Origin of the sequence: Bacillus sp. FSL H8-0492 (genome assembly GCF_038006145.1) — a bacterium.
In the GTDB taxonomy this organism is placed as follows: Bacteria; Bacillota; Bacilli; order Bacillales; family Bacillaceae_G; genus Bacillus_A; species Bacillus_A mycoides.
The window spans coordinates 1,764,534-1,788,225 of the sequence record NZ_JBBOUP010000001.1; the positions used below are offsets into that span (position 1 = coordinate 1,764,534).

A 23,692-nucleotide genomic window follows, 5' to 3' on the forward strand; every position below is an offset into this window, starting at 1 on the left:
AAAATGAAGGAGAATCCCATGAAAAGAAATTCGTACATTGATTTTTTAGCTTATTACGGAATAGGGAGTGCTCATCCTGGTGGTTTTACGCTAACGAAACAATTGCTATCTCAATTACCACTTAGACACGGAGCAAATGTCCTTGAGATAGGTTGCGGCACGGGGAAAACAGCGGCGTATATGACAAAAGAATTGGGTTATAAAGTGACAGCGGTTGAAAAGAATGAAATTATGATTCAAAAAGCGAAAGATAGATGGTTGTTTGATGGTTTAAATATACAATTGATTCAAGGAGATGTAGAAGGGTTACCGTGTTTAAATGATTCATTTGAGCTTGTACTTGGAGAATCTATACTCGCTTTTACAAATAAAGAAAAGGTTATTTCGGAATGTTATCGTGTATTACAGAAGGATGGAAAGCTTGTTGTCATTGAAATGATTACCGAAAAACATATTGAGAAGAAAGAGGAGGAAAAGATTGGACAGTTATACGGTATGAAAGAATTATTAACTGAGAATGAGTGGATTCATTTATTTCAAGCAGCAAATTTTAAAAGAATTACAATTGCGGGTGGCGGAACTATTGCAGAAACAGTTGCAGGACATGTGGAAGAGCCAGAGTGGAATGTATCACCGTTTATTCCGGAAGAATTGTATGGGGCGTGGGTGCAACACGAACAAGTACTGCTTATGTATCAACATATTTTAGGGCATCGGATTTTTATATGTGAAAAATAGAAAAAGAGTTGGCTAAAGATAGTCAACTCTTTACTATGTTAGATGAAAAATAATGCAGCCAAAGTAATTCCAAAAATAAAGCCAAATCCGAGTTCAAGGCCCCAGCCACCGCCGCCACAACCACCGCAACCACGACCGCCGCATCCACAGCCACTAAATCCACCATCGAATCCACCACCGCATCCAAATCCACAGTTATCACATCTGCTAATACCACCGCAAATATCACATCCGCCGTTTGAATATGCGTTATAGTACCCGAATCCTGTATCAAAAGATGAGCGCTGTTGCATTGGTTCAATCCAAACAGAATCGTTTGTTACATCTATTATTTTGCCTAAGTGAATGCGACCATCCCGATCTTCAATTCGAACAACTTTACCGAAATAACGTTGGCATGTATCATAACATCTTTTTCTATGCATGTTCTTTCCTCCTTCCGTATTACCGTAATACGATATGTAAGCAGGACAAGTGCGGCTTGTACGAATGACCTATCTATCATAATTGTTATACGAAAGGGGAAATATACGAACAGGATACATAACGAGGAGGAAGAGAAATGAAATCTACAGACCAATTTCAGACGTACGAAGTTCCTTGGGAGGAATTAATAGAAGCACTGCGAGGTGAAATGAAGAAACAAGTAGGGGCGGATATTATTGATACGGTCGTATGTAATTTGAAAGATGGTTTTGAAGTGTATACATATGTGCAGGGTGATTTGGATTTCGAGTATACAGAAGCTCTTGAACGAAAATATGGAAGTGACGGGAAAATCCCTAATTTGTTAACAGTTATGCTGGTAGCTAGCATTTATAATACGGGTGAAGAGAATATACGTTTACATGCAGATCAAAAGGAAAATCCGATTGTTGAAGTATATGTGAAGAAGTAAAGAGTGCGCTAATTATAGCGTGCTCTTTATTTCTTGTATTGAAAAGAAAATCAAACTTTAATGGTGGAATTTATAGCGGGAAAAGTATGAAATCTATGTGTTATTTCAGATATATATAATAAGGAAAAAATTCGAAATAAAATATGGGAGTAGTTCATTTTTGTTTACATAATGTAATTGCTGTGAACTGTTGTCCTAAAATACAAGTCATATATCTTGTTTCCTCTCATAAATTTAAACATAGGAATTTGTCTACAAAGGTGGCGAAGCCTCATCATGAAAATTCGAATTTGTGCCACGTTCATGCTGTTTCTATTTATATGTTTACCTTTTTCAGTTTTTGCAAAAGGAGAGGAGGCAAAGGAAAGGGTCGTTTCACTTGTATATGATGATTCGGGCAGCATGAGAAATAACGATCGCTGGAAGTATGCCAATTACGCCTTGCAAAGTTTAGTTGCGCTATTAGATGAGAAAGATAAATTTTCTTACGTTCCAATGAGTAAGCCGGATGCTCCATTAAACATTTCATTAACAAAGGATCAAAGGCAAACAGAAATTGAGGGGATTGGGGCGTGGAAAACATATTTAAATACTCCATTTAGCGCAGTAGAAACGGCGATGCAATCTATAAAAAAGGAAGCAGATATAGATGGGAAACGTGAATTTTGGCTTATTGTATTAACTGACGGGGCATTTAATGATTTGGAGAAAGATAAGATTGGCGGAAAAGAACAAATTACACAGAAGTTAGCACAGTTTAAGAAAGAGATGGATTCTAAAAAGATCTCTTTACACCCAGTCTTAATCACGATGGAAGAGGATTTAGGGCAGCAAGAGAAGCTGCAGTTAAATACGTTTAAAGAGATTTGGAAAAAAGAAATGAATGGAGTTGTCATGCCGTCTAGCGGTGAGGATGGTATTGTACAAAGTGTGAATCAAGTGGCAGCATTAGTTGCAAATCGTGATCCATTTTCTTCTGTTGAGTCGATTGTCAAAACGAAAATAGTAGGGAAAAAAGTAGAGATTACAACACCGTTTCCATTAAAGCGTATGACGCTTGTACGACAATCACCTTCTTTGTCTAATTATAAAGTTATGCAACTTTCCAAACCGTTACAATTGCAGTCTTCTTTTTCTATACATGCACCAGGAGAAGCTAAATTATTCGGAAATATAGTGCATGTAAGTACAGCGAACCAGGAAGTGATTAAGCCAGGGACATATACGATAGAAGTGGATCAGGACATTGAGAAAGAGGGATTACAAGTACTTGTTGAACCAGCGCTTAATTATACTGTTTCTACGTACGACAAAGATGATAAAGATAGAAAAAATGTTGAGAAAATGTATGAAGGTGTGACAGCTGTTATTGAAGCGAAACCTACTGAATTACCAATTCAAACTTCTTATTTCGAAGCAGAAGTAGAAATAGACGGAAAGCAGTATCCGATGAAATGGGATGATAAAAGCCATGTGTTTTATTACGAGACACAGGTTGGTAAAGAGTTAGTACGCGGGAAAGTCCATATGAATATAAAGGGATTTTATAGACAGACGAAAGAATTCAAGATTGAACCAGCTGAAAAACCAAAATTAAAACTTCAAGCTGTTACGAAAGATTATGAAGAAAAGGTAACAAATTTAGAACATAGTAAACCATTTATTTTACAGCCCCAGTTAAATGGTAAACCGATGACAGAAGAGGCTGTAAAGAAACTATTAAAATCTACTGGTGTCACATCGAATCAATCGATCAACTATGAATTAAAACAGCATGGTAGTCAAGTTTATGTTTATCCTCGACCTTATTACTCCGACACATTCAATTTTACAGATACCGGCACCGTAGAGGCTACCATCACGATCAATGATTCAAAATTACAAGAAGTAAAGGAAAAGATCGTACTGCACATTGAAAATGCGCCGTTTTTTGAGAAGTATGCGCTCGTTTTTAAATTTGTAATTCCTATTACTTTATTACTTTTAATAGTAGGAATTATTATTTTAGGATGGATTGTTCGTCCGAGATTTCATCGGAAAGCATTACTATATTACGAATGGGATCAAGAAGTAGCGAAAGATTGGCTTTATCAATCTGAACCAGAGTTACTTAAAAATAAATGGTGGAAGCACTATTTTGGCATTCCATTTCGAGCAGAAAGAAAGGCGGTGCAATCTGTAACATTAATAGCGAAAAAAGGATCGAAATCTATATTTGTAGCGAAAGAATCACAAGTGGTTGGGATGATTATTGATGGGATGTTTATAACAGAGGAAGAGGTAGGAATGGAGCATAAGACGTTGTATCCAAATGAACTTTTAGTAATTGATAGAGGATATGGTAAGGAGATTTACCGGTACGAATGTGAATAGTAGATAGGGTGTAAGAGGGGCGGAGGAGGCCCGGCTCTCTTTATTCTTCTTTTCAAACAAGCAAGAATAGGAAGGTGGTTCACATGACATTACAAGTTCCAACAATTTTAATTGGCTTAGGTGGAATCGGTAGTACTGTCACACATCAAATATATGAAAGATTACCTGAGGAGCGTCGTAAAAAGGTAGCGATGCATGTATTTGATACAGATGTGAATACATTGAGTAAATTTGATCATATTCGGAAGTTTAAGACGCAAACGAGCTCGAGTAAAACACCGAGAGAGTATATTGCGGGAGATCCAACGATTCCAGAGTGGTTTCCGATGGATCCGACTATACTTGATAAACCGTTAACAGAAGGGGCTGGACAGTTACGCGTCATTTCACGGTTAGCGTTACGTGCTGCGATGAAAGAAGATAAACTCACATCGTTTTGGCAAGAAATCGAGAAGATTTTTCCAGTTACAAGTGATCAGACCGAATATGGTGTACGTGTCATTATTGTAACATCACTAGCCGGCGGAACAGGCTCAGGGATGTTTTTACAAATCGCATTATATTTGCGTGAGATGCTCCGGAAGAAATTGCAGCATCATAACATTTTAATTCGCGGTGCGTTTTTAATGCCAGATGTTTTAGTTAAGACGAGAACGGTTAGTGCGAAAGAGTTTGAAACTGTGCAAGCGAATGGTTATGCATCGTTAAAAGAGTTGCACGCTATTACGCTTGGATCGACTGGTGAATTATCAAAACGAGGCGGCGTAACGATTGAATTAGAATATCGTCCTGATCAAGTGGATGAGGACGGAAGAACAAACCATACGATAAAGCAGCATCATTTACCGTACAATTATTGTTTCTTATATGATTATGAAAATTTACATGGGCACCATTTGCACAATTTATCAGATTATATGGAGCAAATGGCAAATACGATTTATTTACAGTTATTTAGTCCAATGTCTGCAAATCATTTTGCACAAGAAGATAATCAAATTCAGCAATTGGCAGAATCGAGTGGGAAAGGGAGATATTGCGGAGCAGGAACGGCAAAACTTATTTATCCGTATGAGCACGTTTTGAAATACTGTGCTTTAAAATGGGCGGTGCAAGGTTTAGATGAATCTTGGCTTCATTTAGATCAACTGTTTCAAGAAAAAAAGCAAAGATACGACCAAGATGTCAAACGTGGTATGCAGCGTGAAAAGCCAGAGCGCGGGAAAAGTTATTTAGAAGACTTAGAGCATCTTGCTACTCGGCCAGAACAAGCTCATATTTTTTATAGACAAATGTACCATGAAACACGTGAAGGGGCAGAGGGTGGTAAGCTCGGTGTTGCAAAATCAAAATTGTTTTTAGATGCTGTAGAGAGTTACGTACACCGTACAGTGCAAAAAGATGAGGAATTAAACCGCCTGCAGCATGAGTGCAAAATATCGGCTGCGAAGCTTAAAATGATGGAACAAATGAAGGGGGAAGTAGCGAGAGTTGATCATGCGGTTCGTTTATATGCTTATGCCATTCCGAGCCGTGTACATGAGCATGTTACTACCCTTTTATATGACATGATTGAATCAGACTGCTTTACACCGAGTGGCTCAGAAGGACAGTCTTACCAATTAAATACATGGTTTTTAAAGAAAACGGATCCAGTTCATCCAGTTGCAGCACGTTTTATGCTGTATGAAATTCGTAAGCAGTTAGTAGAGAAGATGAATCGACTACATGAAAATAATGAACAAAAGCGTAATTTAATTCAAAACTACGATAAGAAATTTAATGTGAGTAATATTGATGGAACTGTAACGGCTGTTCGCCGCGTTGAAATTGCGCAGCAACAAGGCTGGTTTGGAAAAATGATTAATAATCAGCAGCGTTTGTTTAAAAAAGAATTTGAAGATATTGTAACGCAGTACGTACACAAATTAAGTGAGTATCGTAAAGAAATGTTGTTAGAACTCGTGTATCAATCGCTATACCAAGCAGTTGATAAAATGATTCAATATTGGGAAAGATTCTTTGATAATTTATACGAAACACGTGAAAATTTATTGTTTGAAATCCAAAAGCGAAGCAAGGAATTTGAGGGGAAAACGAACCCGACGAATGTATACGTATTAGCTGAAGAGAAATTGCAAGAAAAGATTTGGCAAGATATGCAGCAACATTTAAATTTAGGTGTATTACCGAAAGATATATCGTCCGAAATTTATATGAGCTTGTACGGGGAATATTGTCGTGATGCGAAAGCCGAAGAAATTCAGTCGAAAAAGGTGGAAGACTTCTATCGTGAACATATATTGAGTTATTGTTATGACGAACTTCAAGTGCGCTATCGTGACAAATTAGAGCTTAATATCGTTGAAGCATTGCGAAAAGAAGCAGATTTCAAGAAGCGTGATCGTGATGAATACGTTCGTGAAAAAATTGAAGATCTTTTCCATTTAGCAAGTCCGTTCGTTCCGAAAGTTTCTCATCATAGAGAATTACAATATTGGGGCGTACATCCATCTTTAAAACAAGAATTGCAAGAAGAGTTATTGCAAGAAATGTTTAAAGAAAAAGATACGGTAAACGAGGCGTTTTCACCATTTGAAGTGATTTGTTATCGTGCTCATTACGGATTATCGCTACAAGATTTTCCTAAGCTTTCATCTGGACATATTGCGAATGGTTTTATGAACGATAAAGGTGATTATTTTCAATCGTATTATCGCCGCGTGAACAAATTAAATAGTAAAAAATCTAGTTTGACGCCGCATTTAGATAAATATTGGCACTTACCAGCCTTTATGCCAGACTTGAATGCAACGCAAACGAAGTTAGATTACGACAAATGTAATCGTGCTCTTCTATACGCGTATATGTATCGCTGGATTAGCTTAGTTGCTGTTGATGGACAATTCGTGTATCAATATAATGGTGTCGGCCGTAGCTTTTTAATTCAGTCGATGGGGAAAAATATTTCAAGTGAAAGTTATAAGTTGCACAGAGCATTGCTTCATAATCCGTTTATTTATGAAAACATCTTGTCACGATTTGAAGAAGAACAAGAAAAGGCAATGATACAAGGTGGACATTTATATACACATGCATTTGTATTAGGCGCTCAAGATATAAGATGGCTCCGTAAAGAGCATGTTCATAATATTTTAGATATGATTTTAATGTATGACCGTGAGGCAAAATATGACCCGACGTTAGAAGAAACATCTGACGATTTGTTAAGGTTATTCCTTGATGAAATTGAGCTGTATTTCCAAAACTATTACGGAACAGGTGCAGATATGGTTGCAAAGAAAGAGAAAGAGATGTTTATGAAACAATTGTGGGATCGTTCGTATGCGAAAGGGTATGTGGATCCAAATAGTGCGCCTTATAAAAAATGGCAAAATATATTACATGTTCCCGATGAAGAAGAAGTGCCAAAAACGAATGTATAATGAGTGAAAAGGGAATCCTTAAGAATGACAATACAACTTTAGAAATGAGGGATTCCGATGCCATTTTTAGGAAGTGTATATCAAATATTTGGATTATATCCAGAAATTTATTATGGAATGATTTCAGCAGAGCTGCAAGAAGAAGCTCGAAAGGAACATATCGATAATAGTAGTACAGAAATTGAAGCGGAAGAATAAAGCGCAGATGAACATCTGCGCTTTTTTTATTGTCTTAAGTGAAAATACTGTTTGTAATTTGCAGGAAAGTTAATTGCTCTAATAAGATGAATAGTTATTTCTATATAACAAATCGACTGATTTTATCATGTTTGCATACGGGGATTACATTGAGTTAAATGTATAAAAATGAATTTTGGAATAATGGAAATTGTATTAAAATGGGAATCGGCAGTGTTCGTGAGTGGTATCGTATATTTTGGAATGCTATTTTATTTATAATTATTCAATTCGGGTGAATTAATTATATTGTTGACAATATAATTAATCCTGTGATAAATTCAATCAATCTTCTAAAAACAAGCTTGTTTTTAGAAGATTGATTTTTCTGATTTTAAATTATGTAATTTGTGGAGTCTATATAGGGAGTGAAAGTAAAGCATGAATATTATTAATGTGTAATAGCAACAGTAATAAAGATTGTAATGAGTAAGGGATAATTTTGAAAAAGAGGTTTCTACGAATGAGTTTATTTATAAAGAAAGCAATGAATGAAGAAAAGAAAAAAGTGTTAAAGCAAACTTTAGGAGCAATTGATTTAACGCTTTTAGGAATTGGAGCAATTATTGGTACAGGTATTTTCGTATTAACAGGTATTGTAGCGGCGAAACATGCTGGTCCAGCAATTGTATTATCTTTTATGTTAGCTGCAATTGTATGTGCTTGTGTAGCCTTTTGTTATGCTGAATTTGCATCTACAGTCCCGGTCTCAGGAAGTGTGTATTCGTATACGTATATGACATTAGGTGAGATTTTTGCTTTTATAGTTGGCTGGTGTGTCATGTTAGAGTACTTATTAGCTACTTCTGCGGTGGCGGCGGGATGGTCAGCCTATTTTCAGTCATTGCTACTAGGGTTTAATATTCATATTCCGGCAATCATTGCTTCTGCACCAGGGATGGGGAATGGCGGGATTATCGACTTGCCAGCGGTTATTATTATTTTAATTGTTACATTTTTACTAAGTCGTGGTGTGAAAGAAAGTGCACGTATAAATAATATAATGGTTATTATTAAACTGGCTGTTATTTTAGTATTTATTATTGTAGGAGCAAACTATGTAAAGCCAGAGAATTGGCAGCCGTTTCTTCCTTTTGGATACCATGGTGTTATTGGAGGAGCTGCTACTGTATTTTTTGCCTTTTTAGGTTTCGATGCAGTTGCAACAGCAGCAGAGGAAGTGAAACGCCCACAACGTAACGTTCCAATTGGATTACTTGTCTCTTTATGCATTTGTACAATTCTTTATGTTGGTGTTTCATTCGTGTTAACTGGAATGGTTCCATTTACGGATCTGAATGTAGCTGATCCAGTTGCATATGCACTGCGTATTGTAGGAGAGGATAGAATTGCTGGTCTATTATCAGTTGGAGCGATAGCTGGTTTAACAACAGTTCTGTTAGTTGCTATGTTCGCATTTGTTCGAGTATCATACTCGATGAGCCGAGATGGATTGTTACCAAAAAGATTTTCGAGTGTTCATAAACGTTATCAAACACCATTTTTTAATACATGGATTACGGGTATTCTTGCGGCTGTATTAGCAGGTTTATTGGACTTGAATTTGTTGGCAAATTTAGTGAATGTGGGAACGATAACAGCGTTCATATTTGTATCTATAGCTGTAATTGTATTAAGGAAGACACATCCTAATTTGAAAAGACCGTTCCGTGCTCCGTTAGTTCCATTCTTACCTATACTTGCGATAGTAAGTTGTTTATATTTAGCATTAAATCTTTCTAAAACCACTTTAATCAGTTTTGCAATTTGGGTTATTGTAGGTATTTTTATTTATTTTATATACGCGAAAAAACATAGTAAGATTAGAAATAGAGTATAAGGTATTACAATTATGGCTGTAGGCTAAAGTTTTTTTACCTATAGCCATTTTTATTTGTGCGCACCTTATTTTCGTGTTAACATAAAGCGGATTTTTTAAGGGAGAGAATAAGATGAAATGGATATACTTTATTATTATTAACGTTATAGCATTTAGTATGATGGGGCTTGATAAGCGAAAAGCAAAGAAAAAACAGTGGAGAACGCCAGAAAGTACGTTGTTTTTATCAGCTGTAGCTGGAGGAGCGGTTGGAGCTTGGATTGGTATGTATATGTTTCATCATAAGACACATAAAAGTAAATTTGTCTTCGGTATTCCAGTGCTCGTTATTATAACAGTAGGAGTGTTTTTATACATATAAAGGATTTGCAAGAGGAATGTCGAAAGAAATGCAGATTGAATATTGGTAAAGTAAGTATGTGAGACTTTATAATGAAGAAAAAAGAGAAGAGGAGAAAAAGGAAGATGGGGAGTCAAACAGCAGAGCAAAAGCAGGGGATTATATATGCAGCAGGTGCGTATACGATGTGGGGAGTCCTTCCGATTTATTGGAAATGGGTGGAGGAAGTACCGGCAGATGAAATATTAGCGCATCGCATCGTTTGGGCATTTGTTTTTATGTTGTTAGTTTTAGGAGTAACGAAGAGGTTTCGTCAGTTTGGTGGGGAGTTAGTGGCCCTTTTTAAACGACCTAAATTATTAATGTCATTAACAATTGCTTCGGTACTTATTAGTGGAAACTGGTTTGTATACATATGGGCCGTAAATCATAACCATGTAATCGAAGCAAGTCTTGGGTATTATATTAATCCACTTATAAGTATTTTACTTGGTACAGTTGTTTTAAAAGAGAAGCTTAATTTTTGGCAATATGTTGCGGTTGGTTTAGCTGGATTGGGCGTTGTTATTTTAACGATACGTTTCGGATCAATTCCATGGGTTTCTCTTTCACTTGCTTTTTCATTTGGATTATATGGATTAACGAAAAAATTATTAAATTATGATGCAACAATTGGGCTTACGATGGAAACGATGTTAGTGACGCCATTTGCACTTATATATTTGTTTATGACAGGAGTTCATGGCTTTGGTTCGTTCGGTTCTATTTCGGCAATATCAACGTTTCTTTTAATAGGGGCAGGTATTGTTACAGCGTTACCACTCTTTTATTTTGCTAAAGGAGCACAACTTATTCCGCTCTATATGATAGGATTTTTACAATACATCGCGCCGACTATTAGTTTAATTTTAGGTGTGTTCGTTTTTGGTGAACATTTCACATCTACTCATATGATTGCGTTTTTCTGTATATGGATTGCTTTATTTGTCTTTTCAATGGCGAAAACAAAGTTTCTACTACAGAAGCAACCAAAATTTATTAAAAATAAATCAGCAAAAGTATCATAATGCGTAGTATTTTCTACGCATTTTTCTTTATACTTATATTATATAGAAATTCCATTATAGTCAGTGAGGAGCTGAAAAACATGGAAACAATTTTACATAATGATCCACTTATAGCAGCTATAATTTCTTGGTTTTTAGCACAGTTAACGAAAGTCGTTTTTAAATTAATAAAAACAGGCGAGTTTGATTTTGCTAAGTTCTTTGCTTCAGGTGGAATGCCAAGTTCGCATGCTTCGACGGTTACTGCACTTGCTACAGGTGTCGGAGTGGTGGAAGGTGTGGAGAGTCCAATATTTGCGGTTGCCGCTATTTTTGCCATTATTGTTATGTACGATGCTTCAGGAGTAAGGCTTGCGGTAAGTAAGCAAGCGAAAATATTGAATGATTTTTTTCATGGTAGACAAACAGAATATAAAAAGTTAAATGAGCTCGTTGGACATACACCGTATCAAGTTGTTGTTGGTGCACTATTAGGAATTGTTGTTGGGGTTGGGTATTGTTTGTAAGCAGAATGTGTGTAATACACGTTCTGCTTTTCTTTGTTTTCATACATATTTAGATGAGTTTTCGAATATCGTATACGGACTTAGAAAGGGTGGGTGAGCGGTGTGCTACTATATGACAAAGTGCATGAGGAGATAGAGCGGAGAACGACTGTACTTCAAACGATGCAAAGGCGAGATGGAACGTGGCAATTTTGTTTTGAAGGAGCTTTGCTAACGGATTGTCACATGATTTTTTTACTCAAATTATTAGGGCGAAATGACGAAATAGAACCGTTTGTGAAAAGGTTAGTATCTCTTCAAACAAATGAAGGGACTTGGAAATTATACGAAGATGAAAAGGGAGGGAATTTATCCGCGACGATTCAAGCATATGCTGCTTTACTTGCTTCGGAAAGATATTCGAAAGAAGCTATGAATATGAGGCGAGCTGAAATGTTTATTAAGGAACACGGGGGAGTTTCTCGTGCTCATTTTATGACGAAATTTTTATTAGCGATTCATGGAGAATATGAATTTCCTGCGCTTTTTCACTTTCCAACGCCAATCTTATTTTTACAAGATGACTCCCCCCTCAGTATATTTGGGCTAAGCAGCTCAGCGCGTATACATTTAATTCCGATGATGATTTGTATGAATAAGAGATTCCGTGTAGAGAAAAAGTTATTGCCAAATTTAAATCATATTGCAGGCGGGGGTGGGCAATGGTTTCGAGAGGAGCGGTCTCCGCTGTTTCAATCGTTTTTAGGTGATGTGAAAAAGGTAATATCTTATCCATTATCGTTACATCATAAAGGATACGAAGAAGTAGAGCGCTTTATGAAGGAGCGTATAGATGAAAATGGAACATTATATAGTTACGCCAGTGCTACGTTTTATATGATTTATGCTTTGCTTGCATTAGGGCACTCTATTCAGTCTCCAATTATTGAGAAAGCTGTGACAGGATTAAAATCTTATATATGGAAGATGGACAGAGGAAGTCATTTGCAAAATTCTCCTTCTACCGTATGGGATACCGCTTTACTTAGCTATTCATTGCAAGAAGCTAAAGTTACAAATGAAAATAAGATGATTCAAAGGGCGACGGAGTATTTATTGCAAAAACAACAAACTAAAAAGGTAGATTGGAGCGTACATGCATCATCACTTGTAGCTGGCGGTTGGGGATTTTCAGATGTTAATACGACGATCCCTGATATAGACGATACTACAGCTGCCCTTAGAGCGTTAGCGCGAAGTAGAGGGAATGATAGAGTAGATGATGCGTGGGGAAGAGGTGTGGAATGGGTAAAAGGATTGCAAAACAATGATGGAGGCTGGGGAGCTTTTGAACGAGGGGTAACGAGCAAGTTACTATCGAATTTGCCGATTGAAAATGCGAGTGATATGATAACCGATCCGTCCACACCAGATATTACAGGTAGGGTGTTAGAATTATTCGGAACGTATGCACCGAATGAATTGCTTGAAAAGCAAAAAAAGAAAGCTATCAAATGGTTAATGGATGTACAGGAACAGAATGGATCATGGTATGGAAAATGGGGGATATGTTATATATATGGGACATGGGCAACGATGACAGGCTTACGTGCATTAGGAGTGCCTTCTACTCATCCATCGTTGAAAAAAGCAGCTTCATGGCTCGAACATTTGCAGCATGAAGACGGAGGGTGGGGAGAATCCTGTCAAAGTAGTGTAGAGAAAAAATTTATTTCTTTACCTTTTAGTACGCCGTCACAAACAGCGTGGGCACTTGATGCACTCATTTCTTACTACGACCAAGAAACACCGATTATTCGAAAAGGAATTACATATTTGCTCGCGCAGTCTACTATGAATGAAAAATATCCTACTGGTACAGGGTTACCGGGGGGCTTTTATATTCGCTATCATAGTTATGGGCATATATATCCGTTACTTGCTTTAGCGCACTACGTAAAGAAATATAGAAAATAAACCGAGAGATACTCTCGGTTTATTTTGATGGGTAGTAGGTCCCTGTTGAAAAGAATAAGGAACGTTGTAGTTCCTTATTTTTCTGTTGATTGGCGTTTTTGACGTGCATCAGCGGCATTTGCACGTGCGTTTGCTTCTAAGTCATTGATGTTGAGTTCGCGAGCGAACTCAACATCAATGCCATCGGCAGCTTTGTTTTGATTTACATTCTTTTTTTTCATTCGACACAATCTCCTTGTGTTTTATGCGGCGTTGCAAAGTTAGTTTGACACAAATAGACTTTTTTATACAAAGAGGATTTGGAAAGCATAGAGCCGAAATATACAATATAACTAATAGAAATGGGGGATAGAGATGGAATTGTTGAATGGGAAAACAGCTGTTGTAACGGGTGCTGCGCAGGGGATTGGAAAAGAAATCGCACGAGTTTTTGCAAAACTAGGGGCCAAAGTATTAATTAGTGATGTAAATGAAGAGAAGCTACAAAAAACGACACGTGAATTATCAGATGAAGGGTATGATGTGAGTTTATATCGATGTGATGTGAGTAATCAAAATGAAGCGAAGTCGTTAATTGAATATGCGGTGCAAAAATTTGGTACATTACATATTTTAGTGAATAACGCTGGAATTACAAAAGATGCAATGTTACATAAGATGGAGAAATCAGCTTGGGAACAAGTATTACAAGTGAACTTAACTGGCGTTTTTTACTGTATGCAGCCAGCGCTTCTTTATATGAGGCAACAAGGGTATGGGCGGATTATTAATATTTCTTCTATTAGTAGGGAAGGAAATATTGGACAAGCAAATTATGCGGCTACAAAAGCAGGGGTTGTAGGTTTAACAAAAACAGCAGCGAAAGAGGTTGGAAGTTTTGGTATTACGTGTAATGCGATTTGTCCAGGATTTATGGATACTGATATGACAAAAACAATACCGGATAAAGTAAAAGAGAAAATGGTTGGAGCGATTCCAGTTGGAAGAATCGGAACGCCGGAAGATATTGCAAACGCAGCTGCCTTTTTAGCATCAGAGTATGCGTCTTACATTACAGGAGAGGTATTAAATGTGAGCGGTGGGTTGCAAGTGTAAATGAATACATAATGAAAAGAACCTGACCGAGTAGGTCAGGTTCTTTCTCGTTAATTTAAGTTAATCCAAACGCTCTTCACTTCTGTATAGTTGTTCAGCGCGTAAGATCCCATTTCGCGGCCAAGACCGGATTGTTTAAATCCTCCAAATGGAGATGCTGCATCAAAGACGTTATAACAGTTTACCCATACAGTACCAGCACGTACTTTACTTGCAACATAGTGTGCTGTTTTAACATTTTCTGTCCACACACCAGCCGCTAAGCCGAATTGTGATTTATTTGCACGTTCAATCACTTCATCAATATCGTTAAAAGGTATTGCAGAAATAACTGGACCGAAAATTTCTTCTTTTGCGATCGTCATTTCGTCATTTACGTCAGCGAATACTGTAGGAGAAACGAAGTAGCCTTGATCGAATGGATTACTTCCTCCGCAAAGTACTTCAGCGCCTTCTTCAATCCCTTTTTCAATGTAGCTCATTACACGTTTTTGTTGTTCTTCGGAAACGAGAGGACCGATTGTTGTTTCAGGGTTAAGACCGGCACCTTGATTTAGTTTTTTAGAATAGAGGACGAGATCAGCCATGACATTATCATACATTTTCTTTGGGATAAATAGGCGTGATCCAGCAGAGCATACTTGTCCTTGGTTAAACATAACACCAGAAAGTGCACCAGGAATCGCGCGAGATAAGTCGGCGTCTGGTAAAATAATGTTCGGTGATTTACCGCCAAGCTCTAAAGTAACACGTTTCAATGATTCAGATGCTTGTCGCATAATTTGTTTACCGACTGGAGTAGAACCAGTAAATGCAATTTTATCAACGAGTGGATGATTAACAAGTGCTTGTCCAGCTGATTCACCGAATCCAGGAACGATATTAATAACACCTTTCGGGAATCCAGCTTCTTCAATTAATTCAGCTAAATATAGAGCGGATAGTGGAGTTTGTTCTGCAGGTTTTAAAACGATTGTACATCCTGTAGCAAGCGCAGCTCCCATTTTCCACATTGCCATAAGAAGTGGGAAGTTCCAAGGGATAATTTGACCGACGACACCAACAGCCTCATGGCGTGTATAGTTAAAGTAATCACCGGAAACAGGAATTGTTTGACCAACAATTTTCGTCGCCCAGCCAGCATAATAGCGCATATGCTCAATTGCAAGTGGTATGTCTGCCGCCATTGTTTCACGGATTGGCTTTCCGTTATCTAACGTTTCGAGCTGTGCGAGCTCTTCTTTATGCTCTTCCATTAAATCAGCGAGCTTGTACATAAGACGGCTGCGTTCAGCGGTGCTCATGCGTGACCAAGGACCTTCATCGAAAGCCATTCGAGCAGCTACCACAGCTTTATGAATGTCTTCGCGACCAGCTTCAGCAACGATAGCGAGTGTTTCACCAGTTGCTGGGTTAGGCGTTTTAAATGTTTTTCCGGAAGCGCTTTCAATGAACGCTCCGTTCACATATAGTTTCTTTGTGCCTTGAAGAAATTTCTCTACCTTTTCATGAAGATTTACAGCTAGTTGACTCATTGTATAACCCCCTTGAAAATATAATTTAAACGCAGTACGAGACGGCGTTTATTCTGAAATCAAGGATGTGGGAACTAGATGAAAAGCCTCTACTTAAAATCATAAATAAAAAACGCTGAAAATTCAAATTTCATTTTCGTTACAATTGTAAAAAATATGTAATGAAACATTGTATTCTATATAATTACAAAAAATCCTGCGCGTTTTTGTTTTCTAGTAGGAAAAACTAGAAAAACAGTGGTACAATTATACATCGTGAGAGGAGGGGGAAAATGAAGAATTATCATGATGATCCGCGCTTTCGAGTTGCCCATAGAGAAGCGTTAATTGGTCTTGGATTAGCTATTATTAATTTTATAATATGGTATGGATTTGCCTATGGGCTTGGAAATAAGGATCCGAGTGAATATACATATGTATTAGGTTTTCCAGCATGGTTTTTTTATAGCTGTATCGTTGGATTTATCGTAATGGTTAGTTTGCTTATTTTAGTTGTTCGTTTTTTATTTCAAGATATTTCACTCGATGAGGAAGAAAAAAGTGAGGAATGATAGATGAATTGGTATGTAATAATCCCAATGATAATTTCTTTTATCGTTGTGTTTTTAATTGGTGTATATGCATCAAGACGTGTACAAGCAACCGCTAATAATAAATTTTTACAAGAATATTTTCTTGGTGGGCGTGAACTTGGGGGCTTATTATTAGCTATGACGATGATTGCTACGTACGGTAGTGCAAGTAGCTTTATCGGCGGGCCTGGTATTGCTTACAATATGGGTCTTGGATGGGTGCTGTTATCAGCGATTCAAGTTGTAACAGGATATATCGTTTTAACGGTTATTGGTAAAAAGTTTGCTATTATCGCTAGAAAGATGGAAGCAATTACGCTTATTGATTATTTAAAGGGCAGATACAATAATAAAGCGGTAGTTGTTCTTTCTGCGTTATGTATTATAATCTTTTTGTTCTCAGCAACAGTAGCCCAGTGGGTTGGCGGCGGACGATTAATTGAGTCGCTAACAGGACTTTCCTACACAACGGCACTATTTTTATTTACATTTTCTGTACTTGTGTATGTGTTAATTGGTGGATTTCGTGCAGTCGCTTTATCAGATACGTTATTAGGAATCATTATGTTAGTCGGAACAACAATCATTTTAATTGCTACTGTCATTGCTGGTGGCGGAGTTGAAAAGATTATGCAGGAACTTATTCAAATTAATCCGAATCTAATAACACCGTTCGGAGCGGATGGAAGTTTAACGAAATCATATGTCACATCATTTTGGATTTTAATTGGGATTGGTGTCGTTGGATTACCGCAAATTAGTGTGCGTGCTATGTCTTATAAAAATTCAAAAGCTATGCACCAAGCATTAATCATTGGAACGGTTGTCGTCGGTACAATTATGATTGGTATGCATTTAACAGGTGTGTTTGCAAGAGTAGTCCTTCCAGGCATAACGGTACCAGATAAAGTAATGCCGCTACTCGCGATGGAAGTGTTGCCACCTTGGTTAGCTGGAGTTTTCTTAGCTGCACCAATGGCAGCGATAATGTCTACTGTGAACTCATTATTATTACTTGTAAGTTCGTCAATTATTAAAGATATATATGTGAACTACATAAATAAAGATGCCGCGGATAGTACGATAAAGAAAGGTAGCCTATTGATTACTGGTATCGTAGGATTACTCGTATATGCTGCCGCTATTAAGCCACCAGACTTTTTAATTTGGTTAAATTTATTTTCTTTCGGTGGTTTAGAAGCAGCGTTCATTTGGCCGATTGTGTTAGGTTTATATTGGAAAAAAGGAAATGCAACTGGAGCTCTCGCATCTATTTTAGTTGGAGTAGGTTCCTATATGTTTATTCACCTTTGCTACCCTAATCCATTCGGTATACATACAGTTGTTTTCCCGATTTGCTTTGCATTTATTTCTTATATAATTGGTAGTATGGTCACGATGAAAAAAGTAGCATGAAAATATAGAAAAACGTAGGAACTTCTAATATGAAGTTCCTACGTTTTTTGTTTATACAAAATTTATCTTTTTCATTCTGTATTCCGTCATGTATTCATAAAGTAATAACAATTGATGGGATGGAGTTGAGGTCTATGAAAAAAATATTATTTTTAGGAGACCCAGGAATTGATGACTCTTTAGCAATTATGTATGGATTATTGCATCCTGATATTGATATTGTTGGAGTAGTAACAGGATATGGGAATGTAACTCAGGAAAAGGCGACGAGTAATGCGGCATATTTATTGCAAATAGCGGGTCGGGAAGATATACCTGTTATTAATGGAGCAAAAATTCCTTTATCTGGGGATTTTGTAACATATTATCCGGAAATTCATGGGGTAGACGGTTTGGGACCTATTAAGCCTCCTAAAACTTTTTCTCCCAATATTAAACCTTTTTGTGCATTTTTCGATATCATTGAAAAATATAAAGGAGAACTAATCATTGTTGATGCCGGCAGATCAACAACATTAGCGACGGCATTTATTTTAGAAAAACCAATGATGAAGTATGTGAAAGAATATTATATAATGGGCGGAGCTTTTTTAATGCCCGGAAATGTTACACCAGTCGCGGAAGCCAATTTTCATGGTGACCCAATTGCATCACAATTAGTTATGCAAAATGCAAAAAATGTGACATTAATACCGCTTAACGTTACATCAGAAGCGATTATTACACCGGAGATGGTGAAATACATTACGAAACATTCTAAAACGAATTTCAAGAAATTAATAGAACCGATTTTCAATTATTATTATAAAGCTTATAAAAATCTGAATCCTAAAATAACAGGGAGCCCAGTGCATGATGTAGTAACGATGATGGTAGCGGCAAATCCATCTATTTTAGATTACGTGTATCGTCGTGTTGATGTAGATACGGTTGGAGTTGCGAAAGGGGAAAGTATCGCTGATTTTCGCCCGCAACCTGAAGCAAAAGCGTTGAAAAATTGGGTTAAAATTGGCTGGTCTTTACATTATAAAAAGTTTCTAGAGGATTTTGTGAAAATTATGACGTAGACATAATAGTAGCATACAAGTTAAAATAATGGAGATGATTGTTTAAATAATCATCTCCATTATTTTGTTTTTAAGAGATAAATAGAGAAGAGTTACACAATAGGAGAGGAATTTTACTTGAAAAAAACTATAGTATGCGCAGTGATTGTGGGTATTTTTGTTTTGCTGATATCAGGTAACTTTTTAGTGAAAAAGGTGTGGAGTTCAAATAATGATGATGCGCAGTACATAGCATCCTTTATTGAAGAACATAAAGATGAAAAGAATAGTGCACTTTTAATAAAAAGAAATGATAAAGTCGTGTATTCTGTGAATCCGGATGTTGTATTGCCAGTTGCTAGTACGATGAAGTTAATTGTGGCGCTTGAATATACGAAACAAGTTACAGAGGGGAAAATCGATCCGTCTAGTTTCGTTTCAATTAATGATGTGAATCGTTATTATGTGCCGGGTACAGATGGTGGTGCACAAGATAGATGGCAAAATTATTTGCAAAAAAAAGAAAAGATAACTGAAGGAGCGGTTTCTTTAGAAGAAGTTGCAAAAGGAATGGTTAAGTTTAGTTCTAATGCAAATACTGAATATTTAATGGAGGTATTAGGATTAGACAATATTAATCGGAATTTACAAAGTTTAGCACTTCCTGCACATCAACCGCTATTTCCGATTGTTTCATCTTTATACATTCCGGGATATTTGCATAAAGAATTACATGTTCCAAAATATAAAATAGAGAAAAAGTTAAAAGAAATGTCTCAAGAGCAATATCGTGAATATGCTATGATTATTCATGAACGCTTAAAAAAGAAGGGACCATTATTACAGAAGGAAATTCCTCTGTATTTAGAGGAACGTTACGACAAAATTTGGTCGGATAGATTGCCGGCTGCTTCCGCTAACGATTATATGGTACTGCTTCAAAAGGCAAATCATCAAGGTGGTCTTACAGAAGCGGAAGAAAAAGTGTGGGCGAATATCGTTGAAACAGATATGAGCGCAAAGAAATATCGTAAAACATTCAGGCATGCTGGACAAAAGAATGGTTATACACCATGGACGGTAACAAAAGCAGTTTATGCAATGGATAAACGCGGAAACTGTACAGAAATTGTTTTCTTGGCAAATAATTTAAATGAGGATGACAGTGCTGAAATACGTAAACATTTAGCAAATCTACACTTTCAAGTGTTGCAAAGTGATAAGTATGATGCGACTTTTATTAAATAAACTCGGTGCTATGAGCGCCGAGTTTATTTTTATGTACAAACACTTTTTCACCATCCTTGGGTATGATGGGTAGTAACACTTAGGCGAAAGGGGAAAAGGTGATGAAACAGAGTAAAGAAGAGTTTATTAAGAATGAAGGCGCTGATTTCCCTGGGAAAACATATGTAGATTGTGTATTACAGCACGTATTTAATTTTCAGCGTAATTATTTATTAAAAGATATGTTTCAAGTGCATAGGGCACATATTACTATGTTAACTGAAGAAAAGTTAATGAAAAGAGAAGAAGCGAAAGTTATATTAACCGCACTTAAAAAAGTAGAGGGGATCCCAAAGGAGAAGTTGCTATATACAGAGCAACATGAAGATCTTTTTTTCTTAGTTGAACATTTGCTTTCTCAAGAAGCAAAGTGTGAATTTGTAAGTAATATGCATATCGGTAGAAGTAGAAATGATATGGGTGTAACGATGTATCGCATGAGTTTACGGCAATTTGTATTGCGGTTAATGGAACATCATTTATTGCTGCAAGAAAGTATGCTGGAGCTCGCCGGTGAACATATGGAAACAATTATGCCCGCGTATACACATACACAACCGGCGCAGCCGACAACATTTGGTCATTATATTTTGGCAATTTATGATACGATGCAACGAGATTTAGAAAGAATGAAAAAAGCGTATCATCTTTTAAATCATTCTCCAATGGGGGCAGCTGCCCTTTCTACAACAAGCTTCCCAATTAAGAGAAAACGAGTGGCACAGTTACTTGGATTTACAAATGTAATTGAGAACTCATATGATGCTGTTGCTGGAGCAGATTATTTATTAGAAGTTAGCTCGTTACTAATGGTTATTATGACGAATACGAGTAGATGGATTCATGATTTTTTACTATTAGCGACGAAAGAATATGATGGGATTACTGTAGCGAAGCCATATGTGCAAATAAGTAGTATTATGCCGCAAAAACGAAATCCTGTTTCAATAGAACATGCCCGTGCTATTACGAGTAGTGCTTTAGGGGAAGCATTTACTGTATTTCAAATGATTCATAATACACCATTTGGCGATATTGTCGATACGGAGGATGACTTGCAGCCATATTTATATAAAGGAATTGAAAAGGCGATTCGTGTTTTTTGTATGATGAACGCAGTTATTCGAACGATGAAAGTAGAAGAGGAAACGTTAAAAAGTCGTTCATATAAACACGCGATTACGATTACAGATTTCGCAGATGTTTTAACAAAAAACTATGAAATACCATTTCGGCATGCACATCATGCAGCAAGTGCGATTGCGAATATGTCATTGGAGCAGAAAAAGGAGTTACATGAATTAAATTTCAAAGAGATAAATGTATACTTACAAGAAAATTTGAAAGTAAATTTATTAGAAGAAGAGTGGAAAGAAATTATATCACCAGAAGCTTTTATTCAAAAAAGAAATGTATATGGTGGACCGAGTAAAAAAGAGATTGAGCGTATGATTAAAAATCGAAAAGAGTCATTTCAAAAAGAAGAAGAGGTATTTGAAAAGGAAAAACAAAGAATTTTACAAGCTGAAAATGATTTGAATACGTTAGCTTCGAATATTATTAAATCGTAAAAGAAGGATTTAATGAATTAATCGCCAATACTTAATGAAACTATAAATAGAGAGAAGAGATTGTCGATGATTCAACTACATGTATATGAAGAGATTCTTAATTTTACAGAAGAGGTTAAACCATTTTTAGAGAAGAATGAGCAGGAAAATAATCTCATATTAGGTGTATTACAAATGGTCCAAGAACCGATATTTATAGGAGTAGCAAAACAAGAGGAAGAAATTGCAGCTGTATTTCTTCAAACAGAAGAAAAGAAACAAATAATTGTTGCTACGTCTGAGATTTCGGCAGTAGCTATTAAGGAACTTGCAAAAGAGTTAACGAAAGTATATCCACATATTCCTGGATTGATTGGTAATAAAAAAATCGTACAGAAATTAGCGGAAGAGATTGCAGTGTTAGAGAATAAGAAAACTAATGTTGCAATGGAGCAAGGTATATATGAATTAAAACAAGTAAAGAAAAAGTGGAACGGAGATGGAATCTTTCGAGAAGTAAGTAGTGATGAGCTAACATTAATAGAGCAGTGGATATATCAATTTTGCGAAGATGTGAAGCTTCCTACTACGAAAGAAGAAGCGAAACAAACTGCTCATACATTAATTACTAATCGTTGTCTATTTGGTTTAGAAGTAGACGGGAAGATTATTTCTGTAGCTGCAAAAACGAGACCGACTACAAACAATATAACAGTTAATTTTGTATATACACCGAAAGAAGCTCGGAAAAAAGGGTACGCATCTAGTTGTGTCGCTGCACTTAGTCAACGTATGTTAGATGAAGGCTACAAAACAACGACATTATATACGGACCTGGCAAATCCGACATCAAATAAAATTTATCAAGAAATTGGTTATGAGAAGATTATGGAGTCTGTACTTATATTTTTAGAGAAATAGAATGAAAAGGCACGCTATTATAGCGTGCCTCTTTGTTATTCATCAATTCGAATTACTTCACCCTGCGGGAAATTCTCAGTTTCTAGTAAGTTACGAATAGCTTTCGCAACATATTCAGGTGACAGCAGCTTTCCTTCTTCTTTTAATGCGGTGAATCGATCTAAGTTAATAAAGTCTTCCTTATTTGTTTCACGAATTTGTGCTTGCATATTTGTATCAACAACACCGGGTGCGAAAGCGACAGTTTTTACAGGATATTCTTTCTCCACTTCTTCAGTAGCTACGCACTGTGTAAACATATTTACACCGGCTTTCGTTGTACAATAAGCTCCCCATCCGAAATAAGGATTTTTTCCTGCTCCAGATGAAATATTTATAATGCGTTTTTCTACTTTCCAGTCTTTCGTATGTTTCATGAAAGTGGAAGTAAGAATCATTGGTGCGATTAAATTAATATGAACGTTCGTAATGAATTGTTCACTTTCTGACTTTTCAATAGGTTTCATTGGTGCAAGTGTTCCTGCATTATTAATTAAATGAATCGATGAGACATTGTCTTTTTGAATAGATGAAAAGACTTCGTTAAAATGAGTTTCTAAATTATGTACATCTTGAAGATCTATGGAATGGAAAATATAATTGCTGTCGTTTTGCTCTGCGAGTTTTGCAAGCTGTTTATTTTCTCTCCTAGAAATAGAGATAACGGTTGTATTTTCTTCTAACAATTGCACGGCGATTGCCTCACCTAAACCTTGTGAAGTTCCTGTTACGATAACGTAGCGCATAGTATAGTAAACTCCTCTCCATATATGTGGAATTTTGTTGGACAACGTACATTATATAGTTTGTCTACATTTTATAGTATAGAG

At 36.6% G+C, this 23,692-nt stretch carries 21 protein-coding genes; 17 read left to right on the forward strand and 4 right to left on the reverse strand.

Annotated elements, in window-relative coordinates; genetic code table 11:
• Positions 1-18 precede the first annotated feature (18 nt).
• Positions 19-738, forward strand: coding sequence for a class I SAM-dependent methyltransferase (locus MHH66_RS09000; RefSeq protein ID WP_078185265.1), 720 nt, complete (start codon positions 19-21; stop codon positions 736-738).
• Positions 739-776: 38 nt separating this feature from the next.
• On the opposite strand, the gene MHH66_RS09005 is transcribed toward MHH66_RS09000, so the two are convergent.
• Positions 777-1,163, reverse strand: a complete 387-nt coding sequence (locus tag MHH66_RS09005) for a hypothetical protein (protein WP_002128474.1) — start codon at positions 1,161-1,163, stop codon at positions 777-779.
• A 137-nt stretch (positions 1,164-1,300) separates the two neighbouring features.
• On the opposite strand from MHH66_RS09005, the gene MHH66_RS09010 reads away from it, so the two are divergent.
• The 9 genes from MHH66_RS09010 to MHH66_RS09050 all read left to right on the forward strand — a co-directional run bounded on the left by MHH66_RS09010 (position 1,301) and on the right by MHH66_RS09050 (position 13,401).
• The gene (locus MHH66_RS09010; RefSeq protein ID WP_002033583.1) at positions 1,301-1,636 is read left to right on the forward strand and encodes a hypothetical protein; all 336 of its coding nucleotides are present in this window, start codon (positions 1,301-1,303) and stop codon (positions 1,634-1,636) included.
• Positions 1,637-1,912: 276 nt separating this feature from the next.
• Positions 1,913-4,009, forward strand: a complete 2,097-nt coding sequence (locus MHH66_RS09015; protein ID WP_078185266.1) for a vWA domain-containing protein — start codon at positions 1,913-1,915, stop codon at positions 4,007-4,009.
• Positions 4,010-4,092: 83 nt separating this feature from the next.
• A complete protein-coding gene (locus MHH66_RS09020) occupies positions 4,093-7,455 on the forward strand; it encodes a tubulin-like doman-containing protein (protein WP_078185267.1) in 3,363 nt (1,120 codons plus the stop codon).
• Positions 7,456-7,512: 57 nt separating this feature from the next.
• Positions 7,513-7,653 carry a hypothetical protein gene (locus MHH66_RS09025; protein WP_002066460.1) on the forward strand — a complete coding sequence of 47 codons (141 nt, stop codon included), beginning with the start codon at positions 7,513-7,515 and terminating at the stop codon, positions 7,651-7,653.
• 502 nt (positions 7,654-8,155) lie between these two features.
• Positions 8,156-9,532, forward strand: coding sequence for an APC family permease (locus tag MHH66_RS09030; RefSeq protein WP_002128470.1), 1,377 nt, complete (start codon positions 8,156-8,158; stop codon positions 9,530-9,532).
• Between the two features lie 112 nt (positions 9,533-9,644).
• Positions 9,645-9,893: a DUF1294 domain-containing protein gene (locus MHH66_RS09035; protein ID WP_016092058.1), complete on the forward strand. Its 249-nt coding sequence runs from the start codon at positions 9,645-9,647 to the stop codon at positions 9,891-9,893.
• 104 nt (positions 9,894-9,997) lie between these two features.
• A complete protein-coding gene (rarD, locus tag MHH66_RS09040) occupies positions 9,998-10,939 on the forward strand; it encodes an EamA family transporter RarD (RefSeq protein ID WP_002014350.1) in 942 nt (313 codons plus the stop codon).
• Between the two features lie 80 nt (positions 10,940-11,019).
• On the forward strand, positions 11,020-11,445 hold the full coding sequence (locus tag MHH66_RS09045; RefSeq protein ID WP_000447809.1) for a divergent PAP2 family protein: 426 nt from the start codon (positions 11,020-11,022) through the stop codon (positions 11,443-11,445).
• A gap of 102 nt (positions 11,446-11,547) precedes the next feature.
• Positions 11,548-13,401: a terpene cyclase/mutase family protein gene (locus MHH66_RS09050; protein ID WP_078185268.1), complete on the forward strand. Its 1,854-nt coding sequence runs from the start codon at positions 11,548-11,550 to the stop codon at positions 13,399-13,401.
• 74 nt (positions 13,402-13,475) lie between these two features.
• Here the strand turns inward: MHH66_RS09050 and MHH66_RS09055 are convergent, their stop codons facing one another.
• Positions 13,476-13,622 carry a YfhD family protein gene (locus MHH66_RS09055; RefSeq protein WP_078185269.1) on the reverse strand — a complete coding sequence of 49 codons (147 nt, stop codon included), beginning with the start codon at positions 13,620-13,622 and terminating at the stop codon, positions 13,476-13,478.
• Positions 13,623-13,755: 133 nt separating this feature from the next.
• On the opposite strand from MHH66_RS09055, the gene fabG reads away from it, so the two are divergent.
• Entirely contained in the window at positions 13,756-14,496 is a 741-nt protein-coding gene (gene fabG / locus MHH66_RS09060; RefSeq protein WP_063219673.1) for a 3-oxoacyl-ACP reductase FabG, read from the forward strand.
• A 50-nt stretch (positions 14,497-14,546) separates the two neighbouring features.
• Here the strand turns inward: fabG and dhaS are convergent, their stop codons facing one another.
• Entirely contained in the window at positions 14,547-16,031 is a 1,485-nt protein-coding gene (dhaS, locus tag MHH66_RS09065) for an aldehyde dehydrogenase DhaS (RefSeq protein ID WP_002014355.1), read from the reverse strand.
• A 272-nt stretch (positions 16,032-16,303) separates the two neighbouring features.
• Here dhaS and MHH66_RS09070 point away from each other — a divergent pair, with 272 nt between their 5' ends.
• The 6 genes from MHH66_RS09070 (at position 16,304) to MHH66_RS09095 (ending at position 22,823) form a co-directional block, all read left to right on the forward strand.
• Positions 16,304-16,582, forward strand: a complete 279-nt coding sequence (locus MHH66_RS09070) for a YhdT family protein (RefSeq protein ID WP_078185270.1) — start codon at positions 16,304-16,306, stop codon at positions 16,580-16,582.
• 3 nt (positions 16,583-16,585) lie between these two features.
• On the forward strand, positions 16,586-18,019 hold the full coding sequence (gene panF / locus MHH66_RS09075; protein WP_002087740.1) for a sodium/pantothenate symporter: 1,434 nt from the start codon (positions 16,586-16,588) through the stop codon (positions 18,017-18,019).
• Positions 18,020-18,048: 29 nt separating this feature from the next.
• Positions 18,049-19,086, forward strand: coding sequence for a nucleoside hydrolase (locus MHH66_RS09080; protein WP_078185271.1), 1,038 nt, complete (start codon positions 18,049-18,051; stop codon positions 19,084-19,086).
• Positions 19,087-19,203: 117 nt separating this feature from the next.
• Positions 19,204-20,313: a serine hydrolase gene (locus MHH66_RS09085; protein ID WP_002128464.1), complete on the forward strand. Its 1,110-nt coding sequence runs from the start codon at positions 19,204-19,206 to the stop codon at positions 20,311-20,313.
• Positions 20,314-20,414: 101 nt separating this feature from the next.
• Complete coding sequence (gene argH, locus MHH66_RS09090) at positions 20,415-21,923, forward strand: argininosuccinate lyase (RefSeq protein ID WP_078185272.1); 1,509 nt, start codon at positions 20,415-20,417, stop codon at positions 21,921-21,923.
• Positions 21,924-21,989: 66 nt separating this feature from the next.
• Complete coding sequence (locus MHH66_RS09095; RefSeq protein WP_078185273.1) at positions 21,990-22,823, forward strand: GNAT family N-acetyltransferase; 834 nt, start codon at positions 21,990-21,992, stop codon at positions 22,821-22,823.
• A gap of 35 nt (positions 22,824-22,858) precedes the next feature.
• Here MHH66_RS09095 and MHH66_RS09100 read toward each other — a convergent pair whose 3' ends face one another.
• Entirely contained in the window at positions 22,859-23,608 is a 750-nt protein-coding gene (locus MHH66_RS09100; RefSeq protein WP_002128461.1) for a (S)-benzoin forming benzil reductase, read from the reverse strand.
• Between the last annotated feature and the right edge of the window lie 84 nt (positions 23,609-23,692).